At 71.2% G+C, this 16539-nt stretch carries 13 protein-coding genes; 1 reads left to right on the top strand and 12 read right to left on the bottom strand.

What is annotated here, in order from left to right:
• Positions 1 to 57: 57 nt before the first annotated feature.
• Positions 58 to 1035, top strand: coding sequence for an L-histidine N(alpha)-methyltransferase (egtD, locus tag RLT57_RS17820; RefSeq protein WP_311300758.1), 978 nt, complete (start codon positions 58 to 60; stop codon positions 1033 to 1035).
• A gap of 70 nt (positions 1036 to 1105) precedes the next feature.
• Here egtD and nuoN read toward each other — a convergent pair whose 3' ends face one another.
• The 12 genes from nuoN to RLT57_RS17760 all read right to left on the bottom strand — a co-directional run bounded on the left by nuoN (position 1106) and on the right by RLT57_RS17760 (position 16476).
• On the bottom strand, positions 1106 to 2773 hold the full coding sequence (gene nuoN, locus RLT57_RS17815; protein WP_311298387.1) for an NADH-quinone oxidoreductase subunit NuoN: 1668 nt from the start codon (positions 2771 to 2773) through the stop codon (positions 1106 to 1108).
• Positions 2770 to 4371: an NADH-quinone oxidoreductase subunit M gene (locus tag RLT57_RS17810; RefSeq protein WP_311298386.1), complete on the bottom strand. Its 1602-nt coding sequence runs from the start codon at positions 4369 to 4371 to the stop codon at positions 2770 to 2772. The genes nuoN and RLT57_RS17810 overlap by 4 nt, the downstream gene beginning before the upstream one ends.
• 6 nt (positions 4372 to 4377) lie before the next feature.
• Positions 4378 to 6324, bottom strand: coding sequence for an NADH-quinone oxidoreductase subunit L (nuoL, locus tag RLT57_RS17805; protein WP_311298385.1), 1947 nt, complete (start codon positions 6322 to 6324; stop codon positions 4378 to 4380).
• Between the two features lie 13 nt (positions 6325 to 6337).
• Positions 6338 to 6637, bottom strand: a complete 300-nt coding sequence (nuoK, locus tag RLT57_RS17800; RefSeq protein ID WP_311298384.1) for an NADH-quinone oxidoreductase subunit NuoK — start codon at positions 6635 to 6637, stop codon at positions 6338 to 6340.
• Entirely contained in the window at positions 6634 to 7533 is a 900-nt protein-coding gene (locus tag RLT57_RS17795; RefSeq protein WP_311298383.1) for an NADH-quinone oxidoreductase subunit J, read from the bottom strand. Before RLT57_RS17795 ends, nuoK begins: the two co-directional genes overlap by 4 nt.
• Complete coding sequence (nuoI, locus tag RLT57_RS17790; RefSeq protein ID WP_311298382.1) at positions 7530 to 8186, bottom strand: NADH-quinone oxidoreductase subunit NuoI; 657 nt, start codon at positions 8184 to 8186, stop codon at positions 7530 to 7532. The genes RLT57_RS17795 and nuoI overlap by 4 nt, the downstream gene beginning before the upstream one ends.
• Complete coding sequence (gene nuoH, locus RLT57_RS17785) at positions 8179 to 9555, bottom strand: NADH-quinone oxidoreductase subunit NuoH (RefSeq protein ID WP_311298381.1); 1377 nt, start codon at positions 9553 to 9555, stop codon at positions 8179 to 8181. The genes nuoI and nuoH overlap by 8 nt, the downstream gene beginning before the upstream one ends.
• Positions 9556 to 9694: 139 nt before the next feature.
• On the bottom strand, positions 9695 to 12169 hold the full coding sequence (locus RLT57_RS17780) for an NADH-quinone oxidoreductase subunit G (RefSeq protein WP_311298380.1): 2475 nt from the start codon (positions 12167 to 12169) through the stop codon (positions 9695 to 9697).
• Positions 12166 to 13500 carry an NADH-quinone oxidoreductase subunit NuoF gene (gene nuoF / locus RLT57_RS17775; protein ID WP_311298379.1) on the bottom strand — a complete coding sequence of 445 codons (1335 nt, stop codon included), beginning with the start codon at positions 13498 to 13500 and terminating at the stop codon, positions 12166 to 12168. The genes RLT57_RS17780 and nuoF overlap by 4 nt, the downstream gene beginning before the upstream one ends.
• The gene (gene nuoE, locus RLT57_RS17770) at positions 13500 to 14414 is read right to left on the bottom strand and encodes an NADH-quinone oxidoreductase subunit NuoE (RefSeq protein WP_311298378.1); all 915 of its coding nucleotides are present in this window, start codon (positions 14412 to 14414) and stop codon (positions 13500 to 13502) included. Before nuoE ends, nuoF begins: the two co-directional genes overlap by 1 nt.
• Positions 14411 to 15757, bottom strand: coding sequence for an NADH-quinone oxidoreductase subunit D (locus RLT57_RS17765; protein ID WP_311298377.1), 1347 nt, complete (start codon positions 15755 to 15757; stop codon positions 14411 to 14413). The genes nuoE and RLT57_RS17765 overlap by 4 nt, the downstream gene beginning before the upstream one ends.
• On the bottom strand, positions 15757 to 16476 hold the full coding sequence (locus RLT57_RS17760; protein WP_311300757.1) for an NADH-quinone oxidoreductase subunit C: 720 nt from the start codon (positions 16474 to 16476) through the stop codon (positions 15757 to 15759). Before RLT57_RS17760 ends, RLT57_RS17765 begins: the two co-directional genes overlap by 1 nt.
• Positions 16477 to 16539: the final 63 nt, after the last annotated feature.

Below are 16539 nucleotides of genomic sequence, written 5' to 3'. Positions count from 1 at the left end.
GGCGTGCGGGTCGTTCCCCTGCGCCCCCCGCGCCCCCACCGCAAGGAAACGCGCCACATGAACGAGAGCCGCTTCACCCTCGACGACCGCCTGCCCGCCGACTACTTCACCAGCACCCTGCGCGCCGACGTACGGCACGGCCTGGCCGAGGCGCCGCGCAGCCTGCCGCCCAAGTGGTTCTACGACAAGCACGGCAGCGACCTGTTCGAGCAGATCACCCGGCTGCCGGAGTACTACCCGACCCGGGCCGAGCAGGAGATCCTCACCCGCCGCGCCCCCGAGATCGCCACCCTCATCCGGCCCGCCACCCTCATCGAGCTGGGCTCCGGCTCCTCCCGCAAGACCCGACTGCTGCTCGACGCGCTCACCGCGGGCGGCACGCTGCGCCGCTACGCGCCCCTGGACGTCAGCGCCACCGCCCTGGAGGAGGCCGGCCAGGCGATCTGCCGCGACTACCCGGGGCTCGAGGTCGCCGCCACCGTCGCCGACTTCGAGTCCGGCCCGCCGCTGTCCGACGAACCCGGCCCGCGGCTGCTGGCCTTCCTCGGCAGCACCGTCGGCAACCTCGACGCGGAGCAGCGGCAGGTCTTCTACCGCACCCTGTCGCTCGCGCTGAGCAGCGACGACGTGCTGCTGCTGGGCGCGGACCTGGTCAAGGACCCGGCGGTGCTGATCCGCGCCTACGACGACGCGGCCGGCGTCACCGCCGAGTTCAACAGGAACGTACTGCACGTCCTCAACCGGGAACTGGGCGCGGACTTCGACCCGGACGCCTTCGAGCACGTGGCCGTCTGGAACACCGAGCACGAACGCATGGAGATGCGGCTGCGCTCCCGTACCGCGCAGACCGTCAAGGTCCGCGACCTGGACCTGTCCGTCGACTTCGGCCCCGGCGAGGACCTGCGCACCGAGATCTCCTGCAAGTTCCGCCGCGAGTCCCTCACCGCCGAACTGAAGGCCGGCGGCTTCACCGTCCGCCAGTGGTGGACCGACTCCGCCGACCGCTTCGCGCTCCTGCTGGCGGTCCCCACCTAGTGGTGACGCGACGGCTGCCCGGGGTCTCCCCCGGGCAGCCGGTCGGGCGGGGGGCGGCGCCGCGCCCCGGTCAGCGGACGAAGACGCTCGCCTTGTCGGCCAGGTCCAGGAAGTACTGCGGGGCCAGGCCCAGCACGAGGGTGACGGCGACACCGATCGCGATGGCCGTGGACGTCAGCGGGCTGGGGACGGCGACCGAGGGGCCGTCGGCCTTGGGCTCGCTGAAGAACATCAGCACGATCACCCGGACGTAGAAGAACGCGGCGACGGCGGACGAGATGACGCCGACGATGACCAGCGGCATCGCCCCGCCCTGCGCCGCCGCCTTGAAGACCGCGAACTTCCCCGCGAACCCGGAGGTCAGCGGGATCCCCGCGAAGGCCAGCAGGAAGACCGCGAAGACCGCCGCGACCAGCGGCGACCGCCGCCCCAGCCCGGCCCACCGGGACAGGTGGGTGGCTTCGCCGTTGGCGTCCCGGACCAGGGTGACGACCGCGAACGCGCCGAGCGTCACGAAGGAGTACGCCGCCAGGTAGAACAGGACGGAGGAGATGCCGTCCGGCGTGGTGGCGATGACACCGGCGAGGATGAAGCCCGCGTGGGCGATCGAGGAGTACGCCAGCAGCCGCTTGACGTCGGTCTGGGTCACCGCGATGACCGCGCCCGCGATCATGGTGAGGATCGCGACGCCCCACATGACGGGCCGCCAGTCCCACCGCATGCCGGGCAGCACCACGTACAGCAGCCGCAGCAGCGCGCCGAACGCGGCGACCTTGGTGGCCGCGGCCATGAAGCCGGTGACCGGGGTCGGCGCGCCCTGGTAGACGTCGGGCGTCCACATGTGGAAGGGCACCGCGCCGACCTTGAACAACAGGCCGACGGTGACCATGGCGAGCCCGATCAGCAGCAGCGCGTCGTTGCCGGTGGTGTCGGCCAGCGCCGGGGTCGTCTTGGCGGTGCCGTCGATCACCGACGAGATGGTCGAGTACGACACCGAGCCGGAGTAGCCGTAGAGCAGCGCGATGCCGAACAGCAGGAACGCCGAGGAGAACGCGCCCAGCAGGAAGTACTTCACGGCCGCCTCCTGGGACATCAGGCGGTTGCGGCGGGCCAGCGCGCACAGGATGTACAGCGGCAGCGAGAAGACCTCGAGGGCGACGAAGAGCGTCAGCAGGTCGTTGGCGGCCGGGAAGACCAGCATGCCGCCGACCGCGAACAGCAGCAGCGGGAAGACCTCGGTGGAGGCGAAGCCGGCCCGGACGGCCGCCTTCTCCTGCTCGCCGCCGGGCACCGCGGAGCCCTGCGCGGCGAAGGAGTCGACGTGCCGGCCGTGCGCCTTCGGGTCCAGCCGGCGCTCGGCGAAGGTGAACACGGCCACGATCCCGACCAGCAGGATCGTGCCCTGGAGGAACAGGGCGGGCCCGTCCACCGCGACCGCGCCCATCGCCGCGATGTGCGCCTTGGTGGTGCCGTACCCCTTCTCCGCCAGCGCGACGACGGCCGCGAAGGCGGCGGCCAGGCCGACGACGGCGAGCACCACCTGACTGGTGTAGCGGGACCTCCGCGGTACGAACGCCTCGACGAGGATGCCGACCATGGCCGCACCGAAGACGATGAGGACCGGGGACAGCTGGGCGTACTCGATCTTCGGGGCCGGGATCTTGTCCGCGACGGGGGCCGCCGCCGTCCACAGGCTGTGGACGGCGCTCCCCGGGGCGGCGGATGCGGATGCGCTCACTTCTTCGCCTCCAGCGCGGGCTTGGGGTCGGTCTTGTGCACGTCGGAGAGCGTGTGCTTGACGGACGGGTTGACGATGTCCGTCACCGGTTTCGGGTACACGCCGAGGAAGAGCAGCAGCGCGATCAGCGGGGCCACCACCAGGACCTCGCGGGCCTTGAGGTCGGCCATGCCCTCGATGCCGGCCTTGACCGGGCCGGTCATGGTGCGCTGGTACAGCACCAGGACGTAGAGGGCGGCGAGCACGATGCCGAGGGTGGCGATGATGCCGAGCACCGGGTAGCGGCTGAAGGTGCCCACCAGGACCAGGAACTCGCTGACGAAGGGCGCCAGGCCCGGCAGCGAGAGGGTGGCCAGGCCGCCGACCATGAAGGTGCCGGCCAGGACCGGCGCCACCTTCTGCACCCCGCCGAAGTCCGCGATGAGCCGCGAGCCGCGCCGGGTGATCAGGAAGCCGGCCACCAGCATCAGCGCGGCGGTGGAGATGCCGTGGTTGACCATGTAGAGCGTGGCGCCGCTCTGGCCCTGGCTGGTCATCGCGAAGATGCCCAGGATGATGAAGCCGAAGTGCGACACCGACGCGTACGCGATCAGCCGCTTGATGTCGCGCTGCCCGACGGCGAGCAGCGCGCCGTAGATGATGCTGATCACCGCCAGCACCAGGATCACCGGCGTCGCCCACTTGGACGCCTCCGGGAACAGCTGGAGGCAGAAGCGCAGCATCGCGAAGGTGCCGACCTTGTCGACGACCGCGGTGATCAGCACGGCCACCGGAGCGGTGGCCTCGCCCATCGCATTGGGCAGCCAGGTGTGCAGCGGCCACAGCGGGGCCTTCACCGCGAAGGCGAAGAAGAAGCCGAGGAACAGCCACCGCTCGGTGGAGGTCGCAAGGTCCAGCTTGCCGGAGGCGCGGGCGGCCAGGATCTCCTGGAGCGAGAAGGTGCCGGTGCCGAGCTGCTTGGCGGTGGCCGCGTACAGGCCGATGATCGCGGCCAGCATGATGAGGCCGCCGGCCAGGTTGTAGAGCAGGAACTTCACCGCCGCGTACGAGCGCTGCCGGCCCGCCTCCTCCTCACCGCCGGAGTGCGCCCGGTCGCCGAAGCCGCCGATCAGGAAGTACATCGGGATCAGCATGGCTTCGAAGAAGATGTAGAAGAGGAACACGTCGGTGGCCTCGAAGGAGAGCACCACCATCGCCTCGACCAGCAGGACCAGCGCGAAGAAGCCCTGGGTGGGCCGCCAGCGCCGGTTGGGGTCGGGGTCTTCGAGGGTGTCGGCGTCGTGCCAGCCGGCCAGCATCACGAACGGGATGAGCAGCGCGGTCAGCGCGATCAGCACGACCGCGATGCCGTCGACGCCGAGTTCGTAGCGCAGGCCGAAGCTCTTCACCCAGGCGTGCGACTCGGTGAACTGGTAGCGGTCGCCGCCCGGGTCGAACCGGGCCATGGTGATCGCGGCCAGCACCAGGGTGCCCAGCGAGAACAGCAGCGCCGTGTACTTGGCGGCGGTCCGCCGGGCCGCGGGCACCGCCGCGGTGACCACGGCGCCGACCGCGGGCAGGGCGGCGGTGACCGTGAGGAAGGGAAAGGAATCCGCCATGAGCTATCAGACCGCCCTCATCAGAAGAGTCGCGGCGACCAGCACCGCGGTGCCGCCGAGCATCGAGACGGCGTACGAGCGCACGTAGCCGTTCTGCAGCCTGCGGAGGCGGCCGGACAGGCCGCCGACCGAGGCGGCGGTGCCGTTGACGACGCCGTCGACCAGGGAGTGGTCGAGGTAGACCAGCGAGCGGGTCAGGTGCTCCCCGCCGCGTACCAGCACGACGTGGTTGAAGTCGTCCTGGAGCAGGTCGCGGCGGGCCGCCCTGGTCAGCAGGCTGCCGCGGGGCGCGACCGCCGGGACGGGCTTGCGGCCGTACATCAGCCAGGCGATGCCGACCCCGACGACCAGGACGACCATGGTGGCGGCGGTGACGGTGCCGGTGCTGACCGGCGAGTCGCCCTCGCTGTGCCCGGTGACCGGCTCCAGCCACTTCACGAAGGAGCTGTTGACGCTGAACAGCGCGCCGGCGAAGACCGACCCGAACGCCAGGATGATCATCGGAACGGTCATCGACCAGGGCGACTCGTGCGGGTGCGGGGCGCCGTGCGCGTCCCCGGCCGCCGCGGGCTCGGCGTCCGGCGCGTCGGGAGCCGGGGTCTCGCTCCAGCGCTCCTTGCCGAAGAACGTCATCAGCATCACCCGCGTCATGTAGAACGCGGTGACCGCCGCGCCCAGCAGGGCCGCGCTGCCGAGGATCCAGCCCTCGGTGCCGCCCTTGGCGTAGGCCGCCTCGATGATCTTGTCCTTGGAGAAGAAGCCGGACAGGCCGGGGAAGCCGATGATCGCCAGGTAGCCGAGGCCGAAGGTGATGAAGGTGACCGGCATGTACTTGCGCAGGCCGCCGTAGCGCCGCATGTCGACCTCGTCGTTCATGCCGTGCATGACCGAGCCGGCGCCGAGGAACAGCCCGGCCTTGAAGAAGCCGTGGGTGACCAGGTGCATGATCGCGAAGACGTAGCCGATCGGGCCGAGGCCGGCCGCCATGATCATGTAACCGATCTGCGACATCGTGGAGCCGGCCAGCGCCTTCTTGATGTCGTCCTTGGCGCAACCGACGATCGCACCGTAGAGGAGGGTGACCGCCCCGACGGTGACGACCGCGGTCTGCGCGTCCGGGGCGGCGTTGAAGATCGCCCCGGACCGGGTGATGAGGTAGACGCCGGCGGTCACCATGGTGGCGGCGTGGATCAGGGCCGAGACCGGGGTCGGGCCCTCCATCGCGTCCCCGAGCCACGACTGGAGCGGCACCTGCGCGGACTTGCCGCAGGCGGCCAGCAGCAGCATGAAGCCGATGCCGGTGACGGTCGCGTGCTGGGCGCTCGCGGCCCGGCCGGCCGCCGGCAGCACGTCCCCGAAGGCGAACGAGCCGAACGTGGTGAACATCAGCATGATCGCCACCGACAGGCCGATGTCGCCGACCCGGTTGACCAGGAACGCCTTCTTCGCCGCGGTCGCCGCGCTCGGCTTGTGCTGCCAGAACCCGATCAGCAGGTACGACGCCAGGCCGACGCCCTCCCAGCCCGCGTACAGCAGCAGGTAGTTGTCGGCGAGCACCAGCAGCAGCATCGCGGCGAGGAAGAGGTTGAGGTAGCCGAAGAAGCGGCGGCGGCGCTCGTCCTCCTTCATGTAGCCGATCGAGTAGATGTGGATCAGCGTGCCCACACCGGTGATCAGCAGCACGAAGGTCATCGACAGCTGGTCCAGCTGGAAGCCGGCGTCGGCCCGGAAGCCTTCCACCGGCACCCAGGTGAACAGGTGCGCGTGCAGGGCGCGGGCGTCGCCGTCCTTGCCGAGCATGTCGGCGAACAGCACCAGGCCGAAGACGAAGGACAGCAGCGCGAGCAACGTGCCGAGCAGGTGCCCGGCCCGGTCCAGCCGCCGGCCGCCGGTCAGTAGGACGGCCGCGCCGAGCAGCGGTGCCGCGACCACCAGTCCGATCAGGGTTTCCACTGTCGCAGCCCCTCTACAGCTTCATCAGATTGGCGTCGTCGACCGAGGCCGAGTGGCGGGAACGGAAGATCGACACGATGATCGCCAGGCCGACCACGACCTCGGCTGCGGCGACGACCATCGTGAAGAAGGCGATCACCTGGCCGCCCAGGTTGCCGTGCAGCCGCGAGAAGGTGACGAACGCCAGGTTGCACGCGTTCAGCATCAGCTCGACGCACATGAAGACCACGATCGCGTTGCGCCGGACCAGCACCCCGGCGGCGCCGATGGTGAACAGCAGCGCGGCCAGGTACAGGTAGTTGGCCGGATTCACTTGGCACCCCTCTCGGCGCGGTCGGCGTCGCGGATCCGCTCGGCGGCCCGGTCGGTGTCCTCGCGGACCGGCAGCACCGGGCGTTCCGGCTCGTCGCGCTCCAGCCACTCCTCGGAACGCTGCTCCAGCGCCGCCAGCCGCCGCATCGCGTCACCGGACACGTCGCGGATCTGGCCGCGCTCGCGCAGCGTGGAGCTGACCGACAGCTCGGAGACGGTGCCGTCGGGCAGCAGGCCGGGGATGTCGACCGCGTTGTGCCGGGCGTAGGTGCCGGGCGCGGGCAGCGGGGTGACCTGGAGGCCGGCCCGCACCCGCGCCTCGGACAGCTGGCGCTGGGTGCTGCGTTCCTCGGTGCGCTCCCGGTGGGTGAGCACCATCGCGCCGATCGCCGCGGTGATCAGCAGCGCGCCGGTGATCTCGAACGCCCACACGTACTGGGTGAAGACCAGCTTGGCCAGGCCCTGGACGTTGCCGCCGCCGGCGGCGTCGGCCTGCCCGGTGCCGGCGAAGGTGTCCAGCGAGGCGTTGGCGATGCCGGCGATCAGCAGGATGCCGAAGCCGAGGCCGCAGATCGCGGCCATCCAGCGCTGGCCCTTGAGCGTCTCCTTGAGGGAGTCGGCGGCGGTGATGCCGACCAGCATGACCACGAAGAGGAACAGCATCATGATCGCGCCGGTGTAGACGACGATCTGCACGATGCCCAGGAAGTACGCGCCCTGGGCGAGGTAGAACACCGCGAGCACGATCATGGTGCCGGCCAGCGACAGGGCGCTGTGCACCGACTTCTTCATCAGGACGGTGCCGAGCGCGCCGATGACGGCGACGGTGCCGAGCACCCAGAACTGGACGGCCTCGCCGGTAGAGGTCTGCGACGCGGCGGCGGCGAGGGCGCTCATACCTCGGCCCCCGTTCCGGCCGGCTGCGACCCGCCGGGCGCCGGGACGACCTCGGGCGCCTCGGTGGCCGCGCTCTCCTCGGGCGCCTCCGCCGGCTCCGGCGTCTCGCCCTTGGAGACCGCCACCTGCCGTACGGTGCCGGGCGCCGCCTCGGTGACCGCGCCGCGGTAGTAGTCGCCCTCGTCCATGCCCGGGAAGATCGAGTGCGGCGACTCGACCATGCCCTCCTCGAGGCCGGCCAGCAGCTGCTCCTTGGTGAAGATCAGCGACTCGCGGGTCCGGTCGGCGAGCTCGTACTCGTTGGTCATGGTGAGCGCCCTGGTCGGGCACGCCTCGATGCACAGGCCGCACAGGATGCAGCGCGCGTAGTTGATCTGGTAGACGCGGCCGTAGCGCTCACCCGGGGAGTAGCGCTCCTCGTCGGTGTTGTCCGCGCCCTCCACGTAGATCGCGTCCGCCGGGCAGGCCCAGGCGCACAGTTCGCAGCCGACGCACTTCTCCAGGCCGTCCGGGTGCCGGTTGAGCTGGTGGCGGCCGTGGAAGCGCGGTGCGGTCGGCTTCTTGTACTCCGGGTACTGCTCGGTGAGCCGCTTCTTGAACATGGCCTTGAAGGTCACGCCGAAGCCTGCGACCGGGCCGAGGAACTCAGGCATCGCCGTCCTCCTTCTTGTCCGTCTGGGCGTCGTCCGCGCCCGACGGTCCGGGCGCGCCGACGAGTTGGGGCTGTGCCCGGCTGGGGCGGCGCGGTACCCGCTCCGCCTGTTGTCCCGGCAGCGGCGGCACGGGATAGCCGCCGGCCATCGGGTCGAACCGCTGCGGTGGCGCGAGCGGGCCGCCGGTCTGCGGCTTGTCCCCGCGGTCCCGGAACAGGTCCACCAGCAGCGAGATCAGCAGCAGCGCGAGGACCGCGCCGCCGATGTAGAGCACGATCCTGGTGAAGTCGTAGTTCTCGTTGCGCATCGCGCGGACCGCGGCCACCAGCATCAGCCAGACCATGGAGACCGGGATCAGCACCTTCCAGCCGAGCTTCATCAGCTGGTCGTAGCGGACCCGGGGCAGGGTGCCGCGCAGCCAGATGAAGAAGAACAGCAGCAGCTGGACCTTGACGACGAACCAGAGCATCGGCCACCAGCCGTGGTTCGCGCCCTCCCAGAAGGTGGAGATCGGCCAGGGCGCGCGCCAGCCGCCGAGGAAGAGGGTGGTGGCCACCGCCGAGACGGTCACCATGTTGACGTACTCGGCCAGCATGAACAGCGCGAACTTGATCGAGCTGTACTCGGTGTTGAAGCCGCCGACCAGGTCGCCCTCGGACTCGGGCATGTCGAAGGGGGCGCGGTTGGTCTCGCCGATCATCGTGAAGATGTAGATGACGAACGACACCGGCAGCAGGATGACGTACCAGCGGTCGTGCTGGGCCTCGACGATGGTCGAGGTGGACATCGAGCCGGAGTAGAGGAAGACCGCCGCGAAGGACAGGCCCATCGCGATCTCGTAGGAGATCATCTGGGCGGACGCGCGCAGGCCGCCGAGCAGCGGGTACGTGGAGCCGGACGACCAGCCGGCGAGCACGATGCCGTAGATGCCGACCGAGGCCGTGGCCAGGATGAACAGGATGCCGATCGGCAGGTCGGTGAGCTGCAGCGCGGTGCGCTGTCCGAAGACGGACACCTCGTTGTCGGCGGGGCCGAAGGGGATCACCGCGAACGACATGAAGGCCGGGATCGCCGCGACGACCGGCGCGAGGATGAACACCACCTTGTCCGCGCGCTTGACGACGAGGTCTTCCTTCAGCATCAGCTTGACGCCGTCGGCGAGCGACTGGAGCATGCCCCAGGGCCCGTGCCGGTTGGGGCCGATGCGCAGCTGCATCCAGGCGACGACCTTGCGCTCCCACACGATGGAGAACAGCACGGTCAGCATCGCGAAGGCGAAGCAGAACACTGCCTTGATGAGGATCAGCCACCAGGTGTCGGTCCCGAAGAACGACAGGTTCTCGGTGGTGGCCGCGAGCGATGCGCTCATGACTGTGCCTCCGCACACTTTTCCGCCGCGGCGGAGCTCGGCCGCGGCCGGCCGGCCCAGCGGCGGCGAGCCGACGTCGGGCTGTCCATCCGGCTCGTCTGGCTCGTCCGGTTCGTCCCGGCTCCACGGCTCGTCGCGTTCATTCGGCCACCTCCGGGCCGATGCCGACGACCTGGCCGGGGCGGACGCCGGTGTCGGACGCCACGCCGCCCGAGACGGAGTTGAGCGGCACCCAGACCACCCGGTTAGGCATCGGGGTGACCACCAGAGGCAGCGTGACCGTGCCGGCCGGTCCGGTGACCCGTACCGGGTCGCCCGCCGCCAGGCCCGCCTCCGCCGCGGTCGCGGCCGACAGCCGGGCCACCGCGGCGTGCCGGGTGGCGGCCAGGGCCTCGTCGCCGTCCTGGAGCCGGCCCTGGTCGAGCAGCAGCCGGTGGCCGGCGAGCACCGCCTGGCCCGCTTCGGGCCGCGGCAGCGCCACGGACGTCTCGGCCGGCGGGGTGCCGTACGTGCCCGACCAGCCGGAGAGCCGGTCGAGTTCGGCGCGCGCCTGCCGGACCTCGGCCAGGCCCAGCGACACATCGAGGGCGTCGGCGAGCATGGTCAGCACCCGGGCGTCCGGCAGCTGGTGCCGGGTGGTGGCCTGGTCCGGCTTGATCGCGGCCTCGAACAGCCGCAGCCGGCCCTCCCAGTTGAGGAACGCGCCGGACTTCTCGGCCACCGCGGCGACCGGGAGTACCACGTCGGCGCGCTCGGTGACCTCGCTGGGCCGCTGCTCCAGGCTGACCAGGAAGCCCACCGCGTCCAGCGCCCGGCGGGCCAGCGCCGGGTCGGGCAGGTCGGCGACCTCGACGCCGCCGACGACGAGCGCGGCGAGTCCGCCGTCCGCCGCCGCGGCGATGATCTGGTCGGTGTCGCGGCCCGCGCGGGTGGGCAGCGCGGTTACGCCCCAGATCGCGGCCACCTCCTCGCGGCCCCGCGGGTCGGTGACCGGCCGGCCGCCGGGCAGCAGTCCGGGCAGCGCGCCGGCCTCGACCGCGCCGCGCTCGCCGGCCCGGCGCGGGATCCACGCCAGCTCGGCGCCGGTGGCCGCGGCCAGCCGGATCGCGGCGGTCAGCCCGCCGGGCACGGCGGCCAGCCGCTCGCCGACCAGGATGACCGAGCCCTCGGCGCGCAGCGCCGCGGCGGCCAGCCGGCCGGCCTCGTCCAGACCGACCCCGCCCGCCAGCGCGTCCAGCCACTCCGGTTCGGTGCCGGGCGCGGCCGGCAGCAGGATGCCGCCCGCCTTGTCCAGGCCGCGGCTGGCGTGGGTGGCAAGCGCGTACGTCTGCTGCTTGAACTTGCGGTACGCCTTGCGCAGCCGCAGGAAGACCCCGGGGGCCTCCTCCTCGGCCTCCAGGCCGGCCAGCAGGACGGTCGGCGCCTTCTCCAGCAGCCGGTTGGTGATGCCGGAGCGGTCCAGGTCGTGGCCGCGGCCGGCCACCCGGGCGGCCAGGAAGGCGGCCTCCTCGGCGGAGTGCGCGCGGGCCCGGAAGTCCACGTCGTTGGTGCCGAGCACCACCCGGGCGAACTTGGCGTAGGCGTAGGAGTCCTCGACGGTGAGCCGGCCGCCGGTCAGCACCGCCGCCCGGCCGGCCGCCGCGGTCAGCCCGGCGGCGGCTGCGGCCAGCGCCTCGGGCCAGCTGGCGGCGGCCAGTTCACCGTCGGCGCCGCGGACCAGCGGGTGGCTGATCCGGTCGGGCCGCTGCGCGTACCGGAAGCCGAAGCGGCCCTTGTCGCACAGCCACTCCTCGTTGACCTCCGGGTCGTTGCCGGCCAGCCGCCGCATCACCTTGCCGCGCCGGTGGTCGGTCCGGGTGGCGCAGCCGCCGGCGCAGTGCTCGCACACCGACGGCGACGACACCAGGTCGAACGGCCGGGAGCGGAAGCGGTACGCGGCGGAGGTGAGCGCGCCCACCGGGCAGATCTGGATGGTGTTGCCGGAGAAGTACGACTGGAACGGGTCGCCGGCGCCGGTGCCGACCTGCTCCAGCGCGCCGCGCTCCAGCAGTTCGATCATCGGGTCGCCGGCGATCTGCTGGCTGAAGCGGGTGCAGCGCGCGCACAGCACGCACCGCTCGCGGTCCAGCAGCACCTGCGCCGAGATCGGCACCGGCTTGTCGTAGGTGCGCTTGCGGCCCTGGAACCGGGTGTCCGGCTCGCCGACCTGCATCGCCTGGTTCTGCAGCGGGCACTCGCCGCCCTTGTCGCAGACCGGGCAGTCCAACGGGTGGTTGATCAGCAGCAGCTCCATCACGCCGCGCTGCGCCTTCCGGGCGACCGGCGAGGAGAGCTGGGTGGAGATCACCATGCCGTCGGTGCAGGTGATGGTGCAGGACGCGACGGGCTTGCGCTGGCCCTCGATCTCGACGATGCACTGGCGGCAGGCGCCCACCGGGTCGAGCAGCGGGTGGTCGCAGAACCGCGGTACCTCGATGCCGAGCATCTCGGCGGCCCGGATGACAAGGGTGCCCTTGGGGACGGAGATCCCGATGCCGTCGATGGTGACGGCGATCAGGTTCTCCGGCGGCACGGCCGCCGCTCCTCCGGAGGGTGCGCTGGTAGTGACGGTCACGCGAGGGCCTCCGTACGGGACTTGTCGGCCCAGGCGGTGGAGCGGGCCGGGTCGAAGGGGCAGCCCTTGTGCTCGATGTGCTCCTCGTACTCCGCGCGGAAGTACTTGAGCGAGGAGAAGATCGGGGCGGCGGCTCCGTCGCCGAGCGCGCAGAAGGACTTGCCGTTGATGTTGTCGGCGATGTCGTTGAGCTTGTCGAGGTCTTCGGGCCGGCCCTTGCCGGCCTCGATGTCGCGCAGCAGCTGGACCAGCCAGTAGGTGCCCTCGCGGCACGGCGTGCACTTGCCGCACGACTCGTGGGCGTAGAACTCGGTCCACCGGGTGACGGCCCGCACCACGCACGTCGTCTCGTCGAAGCACTGCAGCGCCTTGGTGCCGAGCATGGAGCCGGCCGCGCCGACCCCCTCGTAGTCCAGCGGCACGTCCAGGTGCTCGTCGGTGAACATTGGGGTGGAGGAGCCGCCCGGGGTCCAGAACTTCAGCCGGTGGCCCGGCCGGATCCCGCCGCTCAGGTCGAGCAGCTGCCGCAGCGTGATGCCGAGCGGCGCCTCGTACTGGCCGGGGCGGGCGACGTGGCCGGACAGCGAGTACAGCGTGAAGCCCGGGGACTTCTCGCTGCCCATCGACTTGAACCACTCCTTGCCGCGCTGGATGATCGCGGGAACCGACGCGATCGACTCCACGTTGTTCACCACGGTGGGGCAGGCGTAGAGCCCCTCCACCGCGGGGAACGGCGGCCGCAGCCTCGGCTGGCCGCGCCGGCCCTCCAGGGAGTCCAGCAGCGCGGTCTCCTCACCGCAGATGTACGCGCCGGCGCCGGCGTGCACGGTGAGTTCCAGGTCGAAGCCGCTGCCGTTGATGTTCTCGCCGAGGTATCCGGCCTCGTACGCCTCGCGTACCGCCTCGTGCAGCCGGCGCAGCACGGGCACCACCTCACCGCGGAGATAGATGAAGGCGTGGTGGGAGCGGATCGCGTAGCAGGCGATCACGATGCCTTCGATCAGCGCGTGCGGGTTGGCGAAGAGCAGCGGGATGTCCTTGCAGGTCCCGGGCTCGGACTCGTCGGCGTTGACGACGAGGTAGTGCGGTTTGCCGTCGCCCTGCGGGATGAACTGCCACTTCATCCCGGTGGGGAAGCCGGCGCCGCCGCGGCCGCGCAGTCCGGAGTCCTTGACGTACGCGATCAGGTCGTCGGGCGCCATGGCGAGCGCCTTGGTGAGGGCCTCGTAGCCCTCGTGCCTGCGGTAGGTGTCCAGCGTCCATGACCGCGGGTCGTCCCAGAACGCCGACAGTACGGGTGCGAGCAGCTTCTCGGCCGGTTCCGCGGTCATCACTCGCTCTCCTCCTCGGTGCCGTTCCGGCCGGTGCCGTTCGCGGCGTTCCGGTCGGCGGCGGAGTTGTCTGCCACCGGGTCCGCGGGGTGGGCCGGGGCGGACTCGGCGGTCGGCAGCGGCGCGTCGTGCGAGCTGAGGTGCTGGGCGGGCGACGGGGAGGTCGGCGTGGCGTACGTGCCGGCGTCCTCGGCGGGCGGCTCGGCGCGCTGGCCGACGACCTTGGCCGGCGCCCCGTCGCCGCGGTGCAGCCTGAGGCCGGCCAGCGAGGCCGGGCCGGCGCCGCCGGTGGCGTCGTTGGCGCCGGGCCGCTGGTCGGGGAAGCCGGCCAGAATGCGGGCGGTCTCCTTGTACGTGCACAGCGGCGCGCCGCGGGTCGGGCGGACCTCGCGGCCGGCGATCAGGTCGTCCACCAGCTGCTTGGCCGACTGCGGGTCCTGGTTGTCGAAGAACTCCCAGTTGACCATCACCACCGGGGCGAAGTCGCAGGCCGCGTTGCACTCGATGTGTTCGAGGGTGACCTTGCCGTCCGCGGTGGTCTCGTCGTTGCCGACGCCGAGGTACTGCTTGAGCTCGTCGAAGATGGCGTCACCGCCCATGACGGCGCACAGCGTGTTGGTGCAGACGCCGACCTGGTAGTCGCCCGAGGGCTTGCGGCGGTACATGGTGTAGAAGGTCGCGACCGCGGTGACCTCGGCGGTGGTGAGGTCCAGCAGCTCGGCGCAGAAGCGGATGCCGGTGCGGGAGACGTACCCCTCCTCGGACTGCACCAGGTGCAGCAGCGGCAGCAGGGCGCTGCGCGAGCCGGGATAGCGGGCGATCACCTCCTTGGCGTCGGTCTCCAGCCGGGCCCGGACGTCGGCCGGGAAGTCGGGCGCGGGCAGCTGCGGAAGGCCCAGGGCGACTTCTGTCATCGGTCGACACCTCCCATCACGGGGTCGATGGACGCCACCGCGACGATGACGTCGGCGACCTGGCCGCCTTCGCACATCGCCGCCATGGTCTGCAGGTTGGTGAAGGAGGGGTCGCGGAAGTGGACCCGGTACGGGCGGGTGCCGCCGTCGCTGACCACGTGCACGCCCAGCTCGCCCTTGGCCGACTCCACCGCGGTGTACGCCTGGCCGGCCGGCACCCGGAAGCCCTCGGTGACGAGCTTGAAGTGGTGGATCAGGGCCTCCATCGAGGTGCCCATGATCTTCTTGATGTGGTCCAGGGAGTTGCCGAGGCCGTCGGGGCCGAGCGCGAGCTGCGCGGGCCAGGCGATCTTCTTGTCCTCGACCATCACCGGTCCCGGCGCCAGCCGGTCCAGGCACTGCTCGACGATCCGCAGGCTCTCGCGCATCTCCTGCAGCCGGACGGTGAAGCGGCCGTAGGAGTCGCAGCTGTCGGCGGTCGGGATGTCGAAGTCGTAGGTCTCGTAGCCGCAGTACGGGTCGGCCTTGCGCAGGTCGTACGGCAGTCCGGCGGCGCGCAGGATCGGTCCGGTGGCGCCGAGCGCCATGCAGCCGGTCAGGTCCAGGTAGCCGACGTCCTGCATCCGTCCCTTGAAGATCGGGTTGCCGGTGGCGAGCTTGTCGTACTCCGGCAGGTTCCTGCGGAACTTCTTCACGAACTCCCGCACCTGGTCGACCGCGCCGGGCGGCAGGTCCTGGGCGAGGCCGCCGACCCGGATGTAGGCGTGGTTCATCCGCAGGCCGGTGACCAGTTCGAAGATGTCGAGGATCATCTCGCGGTCGCGGAAGCCGTAGATCATGATCGTGGTGGCGCCCAGCTCCATGCCGCCGGTGGCGACGGCGACCAGGTGCGAGGAGATCCGGTTGAGCTCCATCATCAGCACCCGGATGACGGTGGCCCGGTCCGGAACCTGGTCGGTGATGCCGAGCAGCTTCTCGACGGCCAGGCAGTACGCGGTCTCGTTGAACAGCGGCGTCAGGTAGTCCATCCGGGTCACGAAGGTGGAGCCCTGGACCCAGGTCCTGAACTCCATGTTCTTCTCGATGCCGGTGTGCAGGTACCCGATGCCGGAGCGCGCCTCGGTGACCGTCTCGCCGTCGATCTCCAGGATCAGCCGGAGCACGCCGTGAGTGGACGGGTGCTGCGGCCCCATGTTGACGATGATCCGCTCGTCGTCGGCCTTGGCGACGGACTCGGCCAGCTCGTCCCAGTCGCCGCCGGTGACGGTGAAGACCCGGCCTTCGGTGGTCTCCCGCTCCTCGGCCTGGGCGGGCGCGTGGGGAGTGCTGTGTGTGCTGCTCATCAGCTGTACGACCTCCGCTGGTCGGGAGCCGGGATCTGGGCGCCCTTGTACTCGACGGGGATGCCGCCGAGCGGGTAGTCCTTGCGCTGCGGGTGGCCCGGCCAGTCGTCCGGCATCATGATCCGGGTGAGGGCCGGGTGGCCGTCGAAGACGATCCCGAAGAAGTCGTACGTCTCCCGCTCGTGCCAGTCGTTGGTCGGGTAGACCGGGACCAGCGACGGGACGTGCGGGTCGGTGTCGGGGACGCCGACCTCAAGCCGGATCAGCCGGGTGTGGGTGATCGAGCGCAGGTGGTAGACGGCGTGCAGCTCGCGGCCCTGGTCACCGGGGTAGTGCACCCCGCTGACGCCGGTACACAGCTCGAAGCGCAGCGCCGGGTCGTCGCGCAGGGTCCTGGCCACCCGGACCAGGTGCTCGCGGGCGATGTGGAAGGTGAGTTCGCCGCGGTCCACCACGGTCTTCTCGATCGCCTCGGCCGGCGGCAGGCCCTGCTCCTCCAGGGCGCCCTCGAGTTCGTCGGCGATCTCGTCGAAGGGCCCTTCGCCGGTCTCACCGCGGGGACCGCCGTACGGGCGGCTGCCGGCGCCGGGCAGCCGGACCGTGCGGACCAGGCCGCCGTAGCCGGAGGTGTCGCCGGCGCCGTGCTCGCCGGAGCCGCCGAACATGCCGTGGCGGACGCCGATGACCTCGCCGGCGCCCTCGTCGCGCCGGCCGGGCAGACCGGCGGGGGCGCCGCCGGGCGGGCCGCCGTCGCCCGCGCCGTTCTTCGGGGTGCCGTTGTT

The sequence above is a fragment of the Streptomyces sp. ITFR-21 genome, from assembly GCF_031844685.1.
GTDB lineage: Bacteria > Actinomycetota > Actinomycetes > Streptomycetales > Streptomycetaceae > Actinacidiphila.
Note: the sequence above shows the minus strand (reverse complement) of the source record. Positions and strands in the feature narration are given on the sequence as shown.

Excerpts from the sequence above, each read along its gene's own strand:
- egtD (WP_311300758.1), top strand. The coding sequence starts at position 58 with ATGAACGAGAGCCGCTTCACCCTCGACGACCGCCTGCCCGCCGACTAC.
- RLT57_RS17810 (WP_311298386.1), bottom strand. The coding sequence starts at position 4,371 with ATGGCGGATTCCTTTCCCTTCCTCACGGTCACCGCCGCCCTGCCCGCG.
- RLT57_RS17795 (WP_311298383.1), bottom strand. The coding sequence starts at position 7,533 with ATGAGCGCCCTCGCCGCCGCCGCGTCGCAGACCTCTACCGGCGAGGCC.
- nuoI (WP_311298382.1), bottom strand. The coding sequence starts at position 8,186 with ATGCCTGAGTTCCTCGGCCCGGTCGCAGGCTTCGGCGTGACCTTCAAG.
- nuoH (WP_311298381.1), bottom strand. The coding sequence starts at position 9,555 with ATGAGCGCATCGCTCGCGGCCACCACCGAGAACCTGTCGTTCTTCGGG.
- nuoF (WP_311298379.1), bottom strand. The coding sequence starts at position 13,500 with ATGACCGCGGAACCGGCCGAGAAGCTGCTCGCACCCGTACTGTCGGCG.
- nuoE (WP_311298378.1), bottom strand. The coding sequence starts at position 14,414 with ATGACAGAAGTCGCCCTGGGCCTTCCGCAGCTGCCCGCGCCCGACTTC.
- RLT57_RS17765 (WP_311298377.1), bottom strand. The coding sequence starts at position 15,757 with ATGAGCAGCACACACAGCACTCCCCACGCGCCCGCCCAGGCCGAGGAG.